General features: G+C 62.8%; 11 protein-coding genes and 3 tRNA genes. 13 read left to right on the forward strand and 1 reads right to left on the reverse strand.

Features of this window, described 5'->3' with window-relative positions:
• The first annotated feature begins 40 nt into the window (after window positions 1-40).
• The 3 genes from AC3WWH_RS06480 to AC3WWH_RS06490 all read left to right on the forward strand — a co-directional run bounded on the left by AC3WWH_RS06480 (window position 41) and on the right by AC3WWH_RS06490 (window position 5266).
• Window positions 41-1321 (forward strand): metallophosphoesterase family protein, encoded by a 1281-nt coding sequence (locus AC3WWH_RS06480; protein ID WP_058321536.1) that lies wholly within the window; start codon window positions 41-43, stop codon window positions 1319-1321.
• On the forward strand, window positions 1321-4779 hold the full coding sequence (locus AC3WWH_RS06485) for an ATP-binding protein (RefSeq protein WP_058321498.1): 3459 nt from the start codon (window positions 1321-1323) through the stop codon (window positions 4777-4779). The genes AC3WWH_RS06480 and AC3WWH_RS06485 overlap by 1 nt, the downstream gene beginning before the upstream one ends.
• Window positions 4780-4867: 88 nt before the next feature.
• On the forward strand, window positions 4868-5266 hold the full coding sequence (locus tag AC3WWH_RS06490) for a (R)-mandelonitrile lyase (protein ID WP_057252339.1): 399 nt from the start codon (window positions 4868-4870) through the stop codon (window positions 5264-5266).
• Window positions 5267-5520: 254 nt separating this feature from the next.
• Here AC3WWH_RS06490 and AC3WWH_RS06495 read toward each other — a convergent pair.
• Window positions 5521-5596: transfer RNA gene (locus tag AC3WWH_RS06495), tRNA-Val, on the reverse strand.
• A gap of 452 nt (window positions 5597-6048) precedes the next feature.
• On the opposite strand from AC3WWH_RS06495, the gene AC3WWH_RS06500 reads away from it, so the two are divergent.
• The 10 genes from AC3WWH_RS06500 (at window position 6049) to AC3WWH_RS06545 (ending at window position 12759) form a co-directional block, all read left to right on the forward strand.
• Window positions 6049-6125: transfer RNA gene (locus AC3WWH_RS06500), tRNA-Asp, on the forward strand.
• Window positions 6126-6201: 76 nt separating this feature from the next.
• Window positions 6202-6278 (forward strand) — tRNA-Asp (locus AC3WWH_RS06505).
• A 298-nt stretch (window positions 6279-6576) separates the two neighbouring features.
• Window positions 6577-6942: an NADH-quinone oxidoreductase subunit A gene (locus AC3WWH_RS06510; protein ID WP_034803593.1), complete on the forward strand. Its 366-nt coding sequence runs from the start codon at window positions 6577-6579 to the stop codon at window positions 6940-6942.
• The gene (locus AC3WWH_RS06515; RefSeq protein ID WP_057252335.1) at window positions 6933-7514 is read left to right on the forward strand and encodes a NuoB/complex I 20 kDa subunit family protein; all 582 of its coding nucleotides are present in this window, start codon (window positions 6933-6935) and stop codon (window positions 7512-7514) included. The genes AC3WWH_RS06510 and AC3WWH_RS06515 overlap by 10 nt, the downstream gene beginning before the upstream one ends.
• A gap of 17 nt (window positions 7515-7531) precedes the next feature.
• Window positions 7532-8137 (forward strand): NADH-quinone oxidoreductase subunit C, encoded by a 606-nt coding sequence (locus AC3WWH_RS06520; RefSeq protein WP_057252333.1) that lies wholly within the window; start codon window positions 7532-7534, stop codon window positions 8135-8137.
• 57 nt (window positions 8138-8194) lie between these two features.
• The gene (locus tag AC3WWH_RS06525; RefSeq protein ID WP_058321497.1) at window positions 8195-9385 is read left to right on the forward strand and encodes an NADH-quinone oxidoreductase subunit D; all 1191 of its coding nucleotides are present in this window, start codon (window positions 8195-8197) and stop codon (window positions 9383-9385) included.
• Window positions 9385-9642, forward strand: a complete 258-nt coding sequence (locus AC3WWH_RS06530; RefSeq protein ID WP_058321496.1) for a hypothetical protein — start codon at window positions 9385-9387, stop codon at window positions 9640-9642. Before AC3WWH_RS06525 ends, AC3WWH_RS06530 begins: the two co-directional genes overlap by 1 nt.
• Window positions 9643-9658: 16 nt before the next feature.
• Entirely contained in the window at window positions 9659-10786 is a 1128-nt protein-coding gene (locus tag AC3WWH_RS06535) for an NADH-quinone oxidoreductase subunit E (RefSeq protein WP_058321495.1), read from the forward strand.
• An 11-nt stretch (window positions 10787-10797) separates the two neighbouring features.
• A complete protein-coding gene (gene nuoF, locus AC3WWH_RS06540; RefSeq protein WP_058321494.1) occupies window positions 10798-12102 on the forward strand; it encodes an NADH-quinone oxidoreductase subunit NuoF in 1305 nt (434 codons plus the stop codon).
• 6 nt (window positions 12103-12108) lie between these two features.
• A complete protein-coding gene (locus AC3WWH_RS06545; protein WP_058321493.1) occupies window positions 12109-12759 on the forward strand; it encodes a helix-hairpin-helix domain-containing protein in 651 nt (216 codons plus the stop codon).
• Window positions 12760-12780: the final 21 nt, after the last annotated feature.

The following is a 12780-nucleotide window of genomic DNA, read 5'->3' on the forward strand; positions in this document are numbered from 1 at the left end:
ACTGATTGACGGGCGCCGGCCTGCCGGGCCATGGTCGGCCATGCCCTTCCGCTTCGTCCATACCGCAGATCTTCATCTCGATTCGCCCCTCCGCAGCCTCGCCCTTAGAAACGCCGACCTCGCGGAGATCGTGCGCGGCGCGTCCAGGCGCGCCTTCGTCAAGATCGTCGATCTCTGCATTGCCGAAAAGGTCGATGCGCTGCTGATTGCAGGCGATCTCTATGATGGCAGCCAGACGTCGATGAACACGGCGCTGTTTCTCGGGCGGGAGTTGCGCCGGCTGGATGAGGCGGGGATCCGGACGTTCATCATCCGTGGCAACCACGATGCCCAGTCGCAAGTCACCAACGAGCTCACTTTGCCGCCTTCGGCGCATGTGTTCAAAGGCAGAGCGAAGGCCGTTCTTGCCAAGACCTTGGCAAGCGGGCGCGACGTCTATGTGCACGGGGTGAGTTTCGCCAGCCCGCACGCGCCGGAAAGCCTGCTGCCGGCCTTTCAGCCGCCGATGTCGGGCGCGCTCAACATCGGCATGCTGCACACGAGCCTTGCCGGTGCGGCCGGCCATGATCTCTACGCGCCCTGCAGCGCCGCCGACCTCGTGGCACATGGATTTGACTACTGGGCTCTCGGCCACATCCATCAACGCCAGATCCATGCAACGGGCCCCTTCGTCGTCATGCCCGGCATACCGCAGGGCCGCGACGTCAACGAAGCCGGTGTGAAGAGCGTGACGCTGGTGGCGATCGATGAGGACGGCCGGGCGGAGATTACCGAACTGCCGATCGGCATCGCCAGTTTCGAGCGCCTGCCAGTCGATATCACCGGCCTCTCCGAGTGGCGCGACGTGCTTGATGCGGTCAGGCAGGCGCTTGTGCGGATCTCTGTGGATACGCCGGCGGAAAATGTGATCCTGCGCGTAACGTTCACGGGGGCGACGCCGCTGGCCTGGCGCCTTCGCCGCGATACGGATTTGCTGCGCGCCGAGATCGACAACATCGCGGCCGGCATCGTCGGTTGCTGGATCGAGAAGCTGGAACTCGCCTGCGGCAATCCACTGGTGGAAAAAACGGGTGCGATGCTGGATCCTGTCGATGAGCTGGTGGCCCTCGTCGAGGCCGATGTGCTGCCGGCCCACGGGTTTCGCCAGGACGTCCGGGCAGCCGTGGAAGATCTGCTGCAACAATTGCCTCCTGAGATGCGCCAGGCGTTGGCACCCGATGAAGACGCGATCGAGCAGCTTGCCTTCGAGGCCAGCGCGTCGGGAGGCACGGAAGTGCTTGCCCATCTTCATGGCAGCGGTTCCGGCGAGGGCATCCACTGATGCGGCTCCGCGCGCTCGATCTCGTCCGCTATGGCAAATTCACCGATCGCCGCCTCGACTTCGGTGAGAGCGTGGCCGGCGTGCCCGATCTGCATATCGTCTACGGGCCGAACGAGGCGGGCAAGTCAACGATGTTCTCGGGCTTCCTCGATCTGCTCTTCGGGATCGAACACTCGAGCCCCTATGGGTTCCTGCATCCCTATCCGACAATGCGGGTCGGTGGCACCATCGAGGCGGCTGATCGGACGCACCGCGTGTTCCGGGTCAAACGCAAGTCGAACTCGCTGGTCGGCATCGACGACCAGCCTTTGCCCGACAATCTCTTCTCCGGTGTGCTGGGCGCGATCGATCGCGACACCTATCAGACAATGTTTTCGCTCGATGACGAGAGCATCGAGAAGGGCGGCGAGGCGATCCTGAAGAGCGAGGGAGAGCTTGGGTCGCTGTTGTTTTCCGCAAGCTCGGGACTGCCGGACAGTACGGCGATCCTTGCCGCCTTGCGCGGCCAGGCCGACGCCTTCTACCGGCCACAGGCGCGCAAGCATCAGCTTGCAGAGCTGAAGGCGCAGCTTGACGCCCTGAGGACGGAGCGAAATGCCCTCGACATCAACGCACGCGAATATGCGGCGCTGCGCAAGACGCTGGCGCAAGCACGCGACCGGCATGAGGAAGCGATCACACGTCGCGCCGAACTTCGGGTCGCGCAGTCTCGCTTGAAGGCGGAGATCGAGGCCCTGCCGCACTTTGGCCGGCTGCGTGCGCTTCGCATGGAACTGGCGAGCGCGCCGGTGCTGCCGGTCCCGCCGACCGAGTGGGCAACCGAGCTGCCGGCGCTTCGCCGCCAGGAAGCGGAGATCGAGGTCAGGCTTCGGCAGAACCAAAGCGAGATGCAGCACCGCCGCAATGCGTTGGAAGAGCTTCCGCTCGACAAAAAAGGGCTGTGCCTGGCCGAACGGCTGACGGCGCTGCAGGAGACGGCCCTCGATGCGCGCTATGTCACGGCCGCGCGCGATATGCCGTCGCGATTGGAAGAGTTGGCGAGAACGTCGACGGAGATCGTCGGTTGCCTGCTGCGGCTCGGTGAACCGGCAGACCGCGACCCTGCCGATCTGCTGCTGCCGGCAGGGGTCGGTGCGCGACTGCAGGATCTGGCGCGCCGACATTCTGCACTGGCCGAACGGCGCGCTTCGGCTCACCACGAAGTGCAAGCCGCGGTCGAGGAAAAACGGATCGCTGAATGTGAGCTGGTGCGGATTGATGGAGAAGGGGGGCTGGCGGACACCTCCGGTCTTTCGGGGCGACTGACGCTGCTGCGTCGCAGTGACTGCCTGCTTCGGAAACAGGCCGCGGCGCAATCTCTGGATCGGCTGGAAGCGGAACTTGCCGACAAGCTGCTGCAGCTGAAGCCTTTCGCTGGAAGCGCCGACGATCTGCTGGCGCTCAGCGTTCCAGCGCCCGGAGCGCTTGAGGCGTTGCGTAGGGCCGCAGCCACTTTGGAAGAGCGGCAAGCGCGCGTATCCGATCGCGTTGCCGGCGAGCAGGAGCTGCTTGTGGGCGAGGAGGCGCGGCTGGCCGCGCAGTCCGCCGTTGGCGGCACTCTGGACGATGTTTCGGCCGCGGCACTGCGTCGCCGTCGTGACGAGGCCTGGGAGCGGCACAAGGGCCGGCTTCTTCAGGAAACGGCTGTCGCTTTCGAAGAGGCGATGGGTAGGGATGACGAAGTTACCGCGCTGCGCCTCGCCGAAACGGCGCGGCTTGCCGATATGCGCGGCCTGTCTCTTTCGATCGCCGAGAGACGCGCCCGCCTTGCGGCGCTGCGCGAGCAGCAGCAGCGATGCAGCGAGGAGGTGGCGCTCCAGGCGCAGTCTCTGGAAGTCGTCGTCACGTCCTGCGGCTTGCCGAGCGTCACGGGCTTGCTCCAACTGGAAGCCTGGCTCGCTATCCGGAGTTCGGCGCTCGAACTTCGCGCGCAATTGCGCCCTGTCCGTCTGGAGTTCGACCGGGCGCATGCCGAGGAGGCCGAAGCGATTCGCGGGCTCAGCGACGAACTCGCCGGCATCGGCATGGAAGGAGGGCTGTCGGAGCGACTCGACGATCTCCTGCAGATCGCAGAGCGCGTCGTATCGCAGGCACAGACCTCAGCCGCCGCCCGCAACACAGCCCGCGAGGCGGCAAAGCGCAGCGCGACGGTTCTTGAAGGCCGACGCTCGACCCTTGATCTTGCTGAAACCGAAATGACTACCTGGCAGGAGCAGTGGAATACGCTTCTTGCCAAGAGCTGGCTTGCGGAACGCAGCGACCGGCTCGTGCCGGAGCAGATTGGCGCGATGCTTGCGGTCCTGCAGGACCTGGACAAGCTCGTACAGCGCAAGGCCGATCTCGAGTATCGTGTCGCCGGGATGCGCAAGGATCAGGCGGCATTCGAACGTGCCATCGCCGACCTCGCTGGCGGACCGCTGACAGACGATACGTTCACAACGTTTACGGCGCTCAAGGCGCGTGCCGCCGAGGCCCAGCGGCTTTCCGACCGCCGGGCGACATTCCTGTCGGAACTGGCCCGCTTGGACGACGAGCGACGCGCAATCTGTGCCGAACAAGAGCTCCACATGGCGCGCCGGCGCCTCGTCCTCGCGTTTTTCGACTGTGAAACGGTCGACGATGCCATGCAGCAGTTCGAAGCCGCGCGCGAACAGGAGCGCCTGCGCCAGCGAATCGCCGAACTGGAAGCGGATATCGCCTCCCGATTGGGCGTCGCCACCTGCGAGCAGGCCGAGGCGTTGCTCACGGAACTCGATGAGGCCGCGGTCCTGTTGGAATTGGCGCGGCTCGATGCGGCGCTTGAAGACAGCGACCGCGAAGTCAGCGAGTTGCACACGGATATGCGCGGCAAGGAGAAGGCACTCGTCGATGTCGAAGGCGGGGACACGGTTGCCGATCTCGATCAGAAGCGGCGAACGCTGCTGCTCGACATCGAGAACAGGGCGCTTGGCTATTTGCGGCTCCGGGCCGGCGTCATCGCAGCGGAGATGGCGCTCCGGCTTTTCCGCGAGCGGCATCGCAGCGCGATGATGCGCCGCGCCTCCGAAACCTTCAGCCGGATCAGTGGCGGAGAATATTCCGGCCTATCGGCGCAGTCCGACAAGGGGCAGGAGTTCCTGATCGCCAATGCCGCTGGTGGTGGATCGAAACTTGCCAAGGATCTCTCCAAGGGCACCCGATTCCAACTCTATCTGGCGCTCAGGATCGCCGGCTATCACGAAATCGCGGCAGCGCGCGAATCGCTGCCCTTTATCGCCGACGACATCATGGAGACCTTCGATGACGGGCGTGCTGGCCGCGCTTTCGAGCAAATGGCCGAAATGGCGCGCGTGGGCCAGGTGATCTACCTGACGCACCACGAACATCTTTGCGAGATCGCCCGCAGTGCCTGCCCGACTGTGACAATCCACAGGTTATGATAGGCTCGCGGGCGAGGTAGTGCCTGTTGGCGTGACGCGCTTTCGCTGAAAAGAAGCGCCGCAAACGAAAAACCCGGAGGAACGAGAGATGGACATCATACCCGGTGGGTCGAGACCTTCGACGCGCGCGCCGGCTGAGTATTTCACCGGTACGGTGCGGCAGGATCCGGTCATCGAGACCGCAGATCCGGCGCGGATCCGCGCCGTCAGCGTTACCTTCGAGCCGGGCGCCCGCACCGCCTGGCACACCCATCCACTCGGTCAGACATTGATCGTGACCGCCGGCCGCGGCCTCGCGCAAAGCTGGGGCGGCCCGGTGCGCGAGATTCGTGTCGGCGACGTGGTCTGGTTCCCGCCGGGCGAAAAACACTGGCACGGTGCCGCACCCGATACCGCAATGGTTCATCTTGCGATTCAGGAAGCGCTCGACGGCAAGGCTGTGGATTGGCTGGAGCATGTGACCGACGAACAGTATCGCGGGGCGTAGAGCCACGCGACAGAATCAGCTGACCGACAGGAACGGCCGGTCACGTCGATGGTGGGGAGTGCATGGCTGACGGCGGCTGTCAGGCACAGCCGCTTCTGTCCCCGACAGGCGCCGCTCAACATCAGCGCTATCGTGGCACAGATAGGCGTCGCCGGAGCGAACGCATTCTCGGCCTATGAACAGTCACGAACGCAACAAGGTTCTAACGCCGCGAGGTCGCTATCTTATGCGATGAATTGGGAGGAGAAGGAAAATGGTGGGCGATGAGAGACTCGAACTCCCGACATCCTCGGTGTAAACGAGGCGCTCTACCAACTGAGCTAATCGCCCTTCAGCGTTTGGACCGGATCAGTCCGCCGCGTCGGTGGCCGTGATCTAGGCGTAACCGAAAAAAACCGCAAGAGCATTTGTATCGTTTTTATGATTTTTTTTGTCTTGGATCGCGCGATGCCCTGAATTGCCGGGGTTCCTGGTTGTGGACAAGAAAGCGTGTCTTTGGCCGTCACCCGTGGCAGGGGAGGGCGAGAGATAAAGATTTGCCGTTCGGGATCACTGCACGGGATGGAAGAGGCGATCGGAGTGGGCATGTGGCTGCGTCGTGTGCATGATCCGGCCTCCTGAACTTTGTCGTCACTTTGTCCTGTGGATCTATTTTCATTCCGTCACGGATTTGTCTTCAAACACGCTTGACACCCAAATGCGAACCGCTTAGTTAGCCGCTCATCGAACGGGCAAGCCCGCTCGGTGTTGGGGCGGAAACGCTCCAACCAAGTCAAGATGATGCGGGTGTAGCTCAGTCGGTTAGAGTGCCGGCCTGTCACGCCGGAGGTCGCGGGTTCGAGCCCCGTCACTCGCGCCACTCTTGATCTGGAATTGCCTAGGCATTCTCAGGAAGCGCCGATGGTGGTAATAATGATCGTTCGCGGTCATCATGCGCGGGTGTAGCTCAGTCGGTTAGAGTGCCGGCCTGTCACGCCGGAGGTCGCGGGTTCGAGCCCCGTCACTCGCGCCATTTCTTCTTCTTACACTCCTCCTGTTTTTGCGTGCGCTAGCCCTGATTTGTGCACTGCGGCAATCTGTCTCTCCTTGCCGCTGTTTACGGTAAAGTCGGTCACGGCTTGCGATTCCGAGCTTTGTCGTCTCCACCCATTCGATCCTGTGTCGCGAACCGGTTTAATTGACCCTTGAAGGCTTGCGCACGGGCGCGGGCTGCGCTAACCACTCTGGCGTTGCAACATATTTTTCGGCCTGCGAGATCTGTTGTTCTGGCGCTCTCCCATGCGCCCTCCCGCAGGCAGGGACGGATAACAATGACTGAACTTCTCGGTTCCTACGTTCCGATCGCGATTTTCATTGGAATCGCATTGGTGATCGGTGTGGCGCTTCTGATTGCTCCCTTCGCCGTCGCCTTCAAGGCTCCTGATTCGGAAAAACTGTCGGCCTACGAGTGCGGCTTCAATGCGTTCGATGACGCCCGCATGAAGTTCGACATCCGCTTCTATCTCGTGTCGATCCTCTTCATCATCTTCGACCTCGAAGTGGCCTTCCTCTTCCCCTGGGCGGTCTCGTTCCATGAGCTGGGCTGGTTCGGCTTCTGGTCGATGATGGTCTTCCTCGGCGTGCTGACGATCGGCTTTATCTATGAATGGAAGAAGGGAGCGCTGGAATGGAACTAGCAGCATCCGGCACTACGCTCGTTGCGCCCAAGCCGAAGGGGATCATCGATCCCTCCACCGGCAAGCCGATCGGCAGCAATGATGCATTCTTCGGCGAGATCAACAATGAACTCGCCGACAAGGGTTTTCTCGTCACCTCGACGGATGAGCTCATCAACTGGGCCCGTACCGGCTCGCTGATGTGGATGACCTTCGGTCTCGCCTGCTGCGCGGTCGAGATGATGCAGATGTCGATGCCGCGTTATGATGCCGAGCGTTTCGGTTTCGCGCCGCGCGCCTCACCGCGTCAGTCCGACGTCATGATCGTCGCCGGTACGCTGACCAACAAGATGGCGCCTGCGCTCCGCAAGGTCTACGACCAGATGCCGGAGCCGCGCTACGTCATCTCGATGGGCTCCTGCGCCAATGGCGGCGGCTACTACCATTATTCCTATTCGGTTGTTCGCGGCTGCGACCGCGTCGTTCCCGTCGACATCTATGTGCCAGGCTGTCCTCCCACGGCAGAAGCGCTGCTTTACGGCGTGCTTTTGCTGCAGAAGAAGATTCGCCGGACCGGCACGATCGAGCGCTAAGGCAGGGGGTCTTTGATATGAGTGAAGCCCTGAACGAGCTTGCGTCCTACCTGCGCGAAACACGCGGTGCGCTGATCTCCGACGCGTCGCTGAACTATGGCGAACTGACGCTGACGACGACGTCTGCGAACCTCATCGCGCTGCTCACCTTCCTGCGCGATGACGTGCACTGCGCTTTCATCAACTTCGTTGACGTCTGCGGCGTCGACTGGCCGCAGCGTCCCGACCGTTTCGATGTCGTCTATCACCTGCTGTCGCCGCGCCAGAACCTGCGCGTGCGCATCAAGGTCCAGACCGGCGAGAACGAGCCTGTGCCGTCGGCGACGCCGGTCTATCCCGGCGCCGACTGGTTCGAACGTGAAGCCTACGACATGTACGGCATCCTGTTCACCGGCCATCCGGACCTGCGCCGCATCCTGACGGACTACGGTTTCGAAGGACATCCGCTGCGCAAGGACTTTCCGGTCACCGGTTTTGTCGAGGTCCGTTACGACGACGAAGCCAAGCGCGTCGTCTACGAACCCGTCGAGCTGAAGCAGGAATTCCGCAACTTCGACTTCCTCTCTCCCTGGGAAGGTACGGATTACGTCCTGCCCGGCGACGAGAAGGCGAAGGCACGGTGAGACTAAATGGCCCGCGGTAGCCGTTGAACGGCTGCCGTCCGGCCTGGAGCAATCGGTATGACCGAACATAACGTCCGCAATTTCAACATCAACTTTGGCCCGCAGCATCCAGCGGCGCACGGCGTTCTTCGTCTGGTGCTCGAGCTTGATGGCGAGATCGTCGAGCGCGTCGATCCGCATATCGGCCTGCTGCATCGCGGCACCGAGAAGCTGATCGAGACCAAGACCTATCTGCAGGCCGTGCCCTATTTCGACCGCCTCGACTACGTGGCGCCGATGAACCAGGAGCACGCCTTTGCGCTGGCGATCGAGAAGCTGACGGCCACGGAAGTGCCGATCCGCGGCCAGCTCATCCGCGTCCTCTACTCGGAAATCGGCCGCATCCTCTCGCACCTGCTGAACGTGACCACGCAGGCCATGGACGTCGGTGCGTTGACGCCGCCGCTCTGGGGTTTCGAAGAGCGCGAAAAGCTGATGGTGTTCTATGAGCGTGCCTGCGGCGCGCGCATGCACTCGGCCTATTTCCGTCCGGGCGGCGTCCACCAGGACCTGCCGCACGAGCTGGTCGAAGACATCGGCAAGTGGATCGATCCGTTCCTGAAGACCGTCGACGACATCGACGAGCTCCTGACGGGCAACCGCATCTTCAAGCAGCGCAACGTCGATATCGGCGTCGTCAAACTCGATGACGCCTGGGCCTGGGGATTCTCGGGCGTGATGGTGCGTGGCTCGGGTGCTGCCTGGGACCTGCGCCGCTCGCAGCCCTACGAATGCTATTCCGACATGGAATTCGACATTCCGATCGGCAAGAACGGCGACTGCTTCGACCGCTACCTGATCCGCATGATCGAAATGCGCCAGTCGGCGCGCATCATGCGCCAGTGCGTCGATCGCCTGCTCGGCGATGCCAAAGTCGGCCCGGTTTCGTCGCTCGACGGCAAGATCGTTCCGCCGAAGCGCGGCGAGATGAAGCGCTCGATGGAAGCGCTGATCCACCACTTCAAGCTCTACACCGAAGGCTATCACGTGCCGGCCGGCGAAGTTTACGCCGCCGTCGAAGCGCCGAAGGGCGAGTTCGGCGTCTACCTCGTCTCCGACGGCACCAACAAGCCCTATCGCTGCAAGATCCGTGCGCCGGGTTACGCGCATCTCCAGGCGATGGATTTCCTCTGTCGGGGACACCAGCTTGCCGACGTTTCGGCCGTGCTGGGCTCCCTCGATATCGTGTTCGGTGAGGTGGACCGCTGATGCGTCTCGTGCCCCTGGCCACGCTTGCTCTTTTCGCGTTTGCATCGACCGCTTCCGCACAGGAATCGGTCGATAGCGGCGCGACGTCGGGCGGCATGCGCGGGGGCTCGATGGCCGACCTTGTGGCCAAGGGCTACGAGATCAAGGCCGCGGTCGCCAATGGCACGCGCTACATCGTATTTTTGCAGAAAGACCAGTCAGCCTATGCCTGCGAATTCGTCTCGGTGACGAAATCGCGGTGCGGTTCGATTAACTGATAAGGTGTCCACTAGAATGTCCGTTCGTCGACTAGCCGAAGACACCGTCCAGCCAGCGAGCTTTGCCTTCAGCAAGGAGAACGCCGCCTGGGCGAAGGAAACGATCAAGAAATACCCCAAGGGTCGTGAGCAGTCTGCCGTCATCCCGTTGTTGATGCGCGCTCAGGACCAGGACGGCTGGGTCACGAAGGCCGCCATCGAGTCGATCGCCGACATGCTCGGCATGGCCTATATCCGCGCGCTCGAAGTCGCGACCTTCTACACCCAGTTCCAGCTGAAGCCGGTCGGTACGCGTGCGCACGTTCAGGTTTGCGGCACGACGCCGTGCATGCTGCGTGGCGCCGAAGACCTGATCAAGGTCTGCAAGAGTAAGATCGCCCACGATCCCTTCACCCTCAATGAGAGCGGCACGCTCTCCTGGGAAGAAGTCGAATGTCAGGGCGCCTGCGTCAACGCGCCGATGGTCATGATCTTCAAGGATACCTTCGAAGACCTGACGCCCGAGCAACTCGAGCAGATCATCGACCGTTTCGAAGCAGGCAAGGGTGCCGAAGTCACCCCCGGTCCGCAGATCGACCGTATCTATTCCGCACCGGAAGGCGGTCTGACGTCGCTGATGTTGGCTGATCTGGCTCCGGCCAAGGCGGCGACCAGCGCCAAGAAGGTCAGCGACGCGCCGGCCGTCTCCGTGCCGCCGTCCAACGCCGGCCGTGTCAAGACGGCTGCCAGCGAGACCAATGCTTCCCTGAAGACGCCGGCGACGGCAAAGGCCGAGGCTGCCGCCAACGCCAAGGTCGAAGGCGACACCGTCGACAAGTCGAAGCCGGTCAAGGCTGCAGCCGTTGCCGGCAAACCGTCGCTTGAGGACAAGAACCGCCCGGCCGGCATCGAAAAACCGGCTGCCGTCGACGACCTCAAGCTGATCTCGGGCGTCGGTCCGAAGATCGAGGGCACGCTGAACGAACTGGGCATCTACACCTACGCGCAAGTTGCTTCGTGGAAGAAGGCGGAGCGCGAGTGGGTCGACGGATACCTGAATTTCAAGGGCCGCATCGAACGCGACGACTGGGTCAAGCAGGCCAAGGCGCTCGCCAAGGGCGGCGAAGCCGAATACATCAAGGTCTTCGGCAAGAAGCCGCGGTAAAGAGGTGAATTATGCTCAGAGATGAAGACCGCATCTTTACCAACATCTACGGCCTCAAGGACAAGTCCCTGAAGGGCGCCATGGCGCGCGGCCACTGGGACGGCACCAAGCAGCTGCTCGAAAAGGGCCGTGACTGGATCGTGAACGAAGTGAAGGCCTCCGGCCTTCGCGGTCGTGGCGGCGCCGGCTTCCCCACCGGCCTCAAGTGGTCCTTCATGCCGAAGGAAAGCGACGGCCGTCCGCACTATCTCGTCGTCAACGCCGACGAGTCGGAGCCCGGCACCTGCAAGGACCGTGACATCATGCGTCACGATCCGCACACGCTCATCGAAGGCTGCGTCATCGCCAGCTTCGCCATGGGTGCGCATGTCGCCTATATCTACGTGCGCGGCGAGTTCATCCGCGAGCGCGAGGCGCTGCAGGCCGCTATCGACGAGTGCTACGCCTACGGCCTGCTTGGCAAGAACAACAAGCTCGGCTACGACATCGACATCTACGTGCACCATGGTGCCGGCGCCTACATCTGTGGCGAAGAGACGGCCCTGCTCGAAAGCCTCGAAGGCAAGAAGGGCCAGCCGCGCCTGAAGCCGCCGTTCCCGGCCAATATGGGCCTCTACGGCTGCCCGACGACGGTCAACAACGTCGAGTCGATCGCCGTCACCCCGACCATCCTGCGCCGCGGCGCCGGCTGGTACACGAGCTTCGGCCGGCCGAACAACCACGGCACCAAGCTCTATTCGGTTTCCGGCCACGTCAATCGTCCGTGCACGGTCGAAGACGCGATGTCGATCCCGTTCCATGAGCTGATCGAAAAGCACTGTGGCGGCATTCGTGGCGGCTGGGACAACCTGCTCGCCGTCATCCCCGGCGGTTCGTCCGTTCCCTGCGTGCCCGGCGCGCAGATGAAGGACGCGATCATGGATTTCGACGGGCTGCGCGAAGTCGGTTCCAGCCTTGGAACCGCCGCCGTCATCGTGATGGACAGGTCGACAGATATCATCAAGGCGATCTGGCGTCTCTCGGCCTTCTACAAGCACGAGAGCTGCGGCCAGTGCACGCCGTGCCGCGAAGGTACCGGCTGGATGATGCGTGTCATGGAACGCATGGTTCAGGGTCGCGCCCAGAAGCGCGAGATCGACATGCTGTTCGACGTCACCAAGCAGGTGGAAGGCCACACGATCTGCGCGCTTGGCGACGCAGCCGCCTGGCCGATCCAGGGTCTGATCAAGCATTTCCGTCCGGAAATGGAAAAGCGCATCGACGAATACACGCGCAATGCCTCGTCGCACGGCGCGGTTCTGGAAGCGGCGGAGTAACAGGCGATGGCCGGTGCACGCGAGGAGGGACAGATGAAAGGGCAGGCCGAAACAGGCATTCCATTCGCGCGTCCGCTCGGCGGTGATCCGGCCGATCCGTTCGGCATGGCCGAATGGATGAAGGGCCTGCCGCAGGTGTCGCTGCACCCGCTGATGGTTCACCCGGCTGCCGCTGTGGCGGCGGTAACAGCCATCGGTTTCGGTCTGACCAGCCACTTTGCTGGCGCGATGTTCGGCGCGATGCAGGGTGCGGTCGAGGCGGCTCAGAAGCGGGTGGAGCCGGCAGAGCAGGACGTAACCACCGTTGTCGCCGATACGGCGCTCCCGGCAGAAGCAGAAGCGAAAACGGTCGTGAAGCCCGCCGCTTCGCCAAATCGTGTTGCGGCAAAACCGGCCGTTGAGAAGGTCGCGGTCGAGAAGCCGGTCAAGGTTCGCGCGGCGCGCGCCAAGGCGCAAGCTGCTGACGACCTCAAGCGGATTTCCGGTATTGGCCCGAAGCTGGAGCAGGTGCTCAACGCGAAGGGCATTCGCGGTTTTGCCGATATCGCCGGCTGGAGCGAGGCGGACGTTGCCCGCTTTGACGACGAACTCGGTTTCGGCGGCCGCATCAAGCGGGACGATTGGGTTGGACAGGCCAAGGCGCTGAAGGGCGCGTGAGACAATAGGGGCGGGGACCTG

It is taken from the genome of Ensifer sp. EB106-03-01-XG145 (assembly GCF_058792075.1).

Coding starts and splice junctions, on each gene's coding strand:
- AC3WWH_RS06490 (WP_057252339.1), top strand. CDS start 4,868: ATGGACATCATACCCGGTGGGTCGAGACCTTCGACGCGCGCGCCGGCT.
- AC3WWH_RS06510 (WP_034803593.1), top strand. CDS start 6,577: ATGACTGAACTTCTCGGTTCCTACGTTCCGATCGCGATTTTCATTGGA.
- AC3WWH_RS06480 (WP_058321536.1), top strand. CDS start 41: ATGCCCTTCCGCTTCGTCCATACCGCAGATCTTCATCTCGATTCGCCC.
- AC3WWH_RS06530 (WP_058321496.1), top strand. CDS start 9,385: ATGCGTCTCGTGCCCCTGGCCACGCTTGCTCTTTTCGCGTTTGCATCG.
- AC3WWH_RS06545 (WP_058321493.1), top strand. CDS start 12,109: ATGGCCGGTGCACGCGAGGAGGGACAGATGAAAGGGCAGGCCGAAACA.
- AC3WWH_RS06525 (WP_058321497.1), top strand. CDS start 8,195: ATGACCGAACATAACGTCCGCAATTTCAACATCAACTTTGGCCCGCAG.
- AC3WWH_RS06535 (WP_058321495.1), top strand. CDS start 9,659: ATGTCCGTTCGTCGACTAGCCGAAGACACCGTCCAGCCAGCGAGCTTT.
- AC3WWH_RS06515 (WP_057252335.1), top strand. CDS start 6,933: ATGGAACTAGCAGCATCCGGCACTACGCTCGTTGCGCCCAAGCCGAAG.
- AC3WWH_RS06485 (WP_058321498.1), top strand. CDS start 1,321: ATGCGGCTCCGCGCGCTCGATCTCGTCCGCTATGGCAAATTCACCGAT.
- nuoF (WP_058321494.1), top strand. CDS start 10,798: ATGCTCAGAGATGAAGACCGCATCTTTACCAACATCTACGGCCTCAAG.
- AC3WWH_RS06520 (WP_057252333.1), top strand. CDS start 7,532: ATGAGTGAAGCCCTGAACGAGCTTGCGTCCTACCTGCGCGAAACACGC.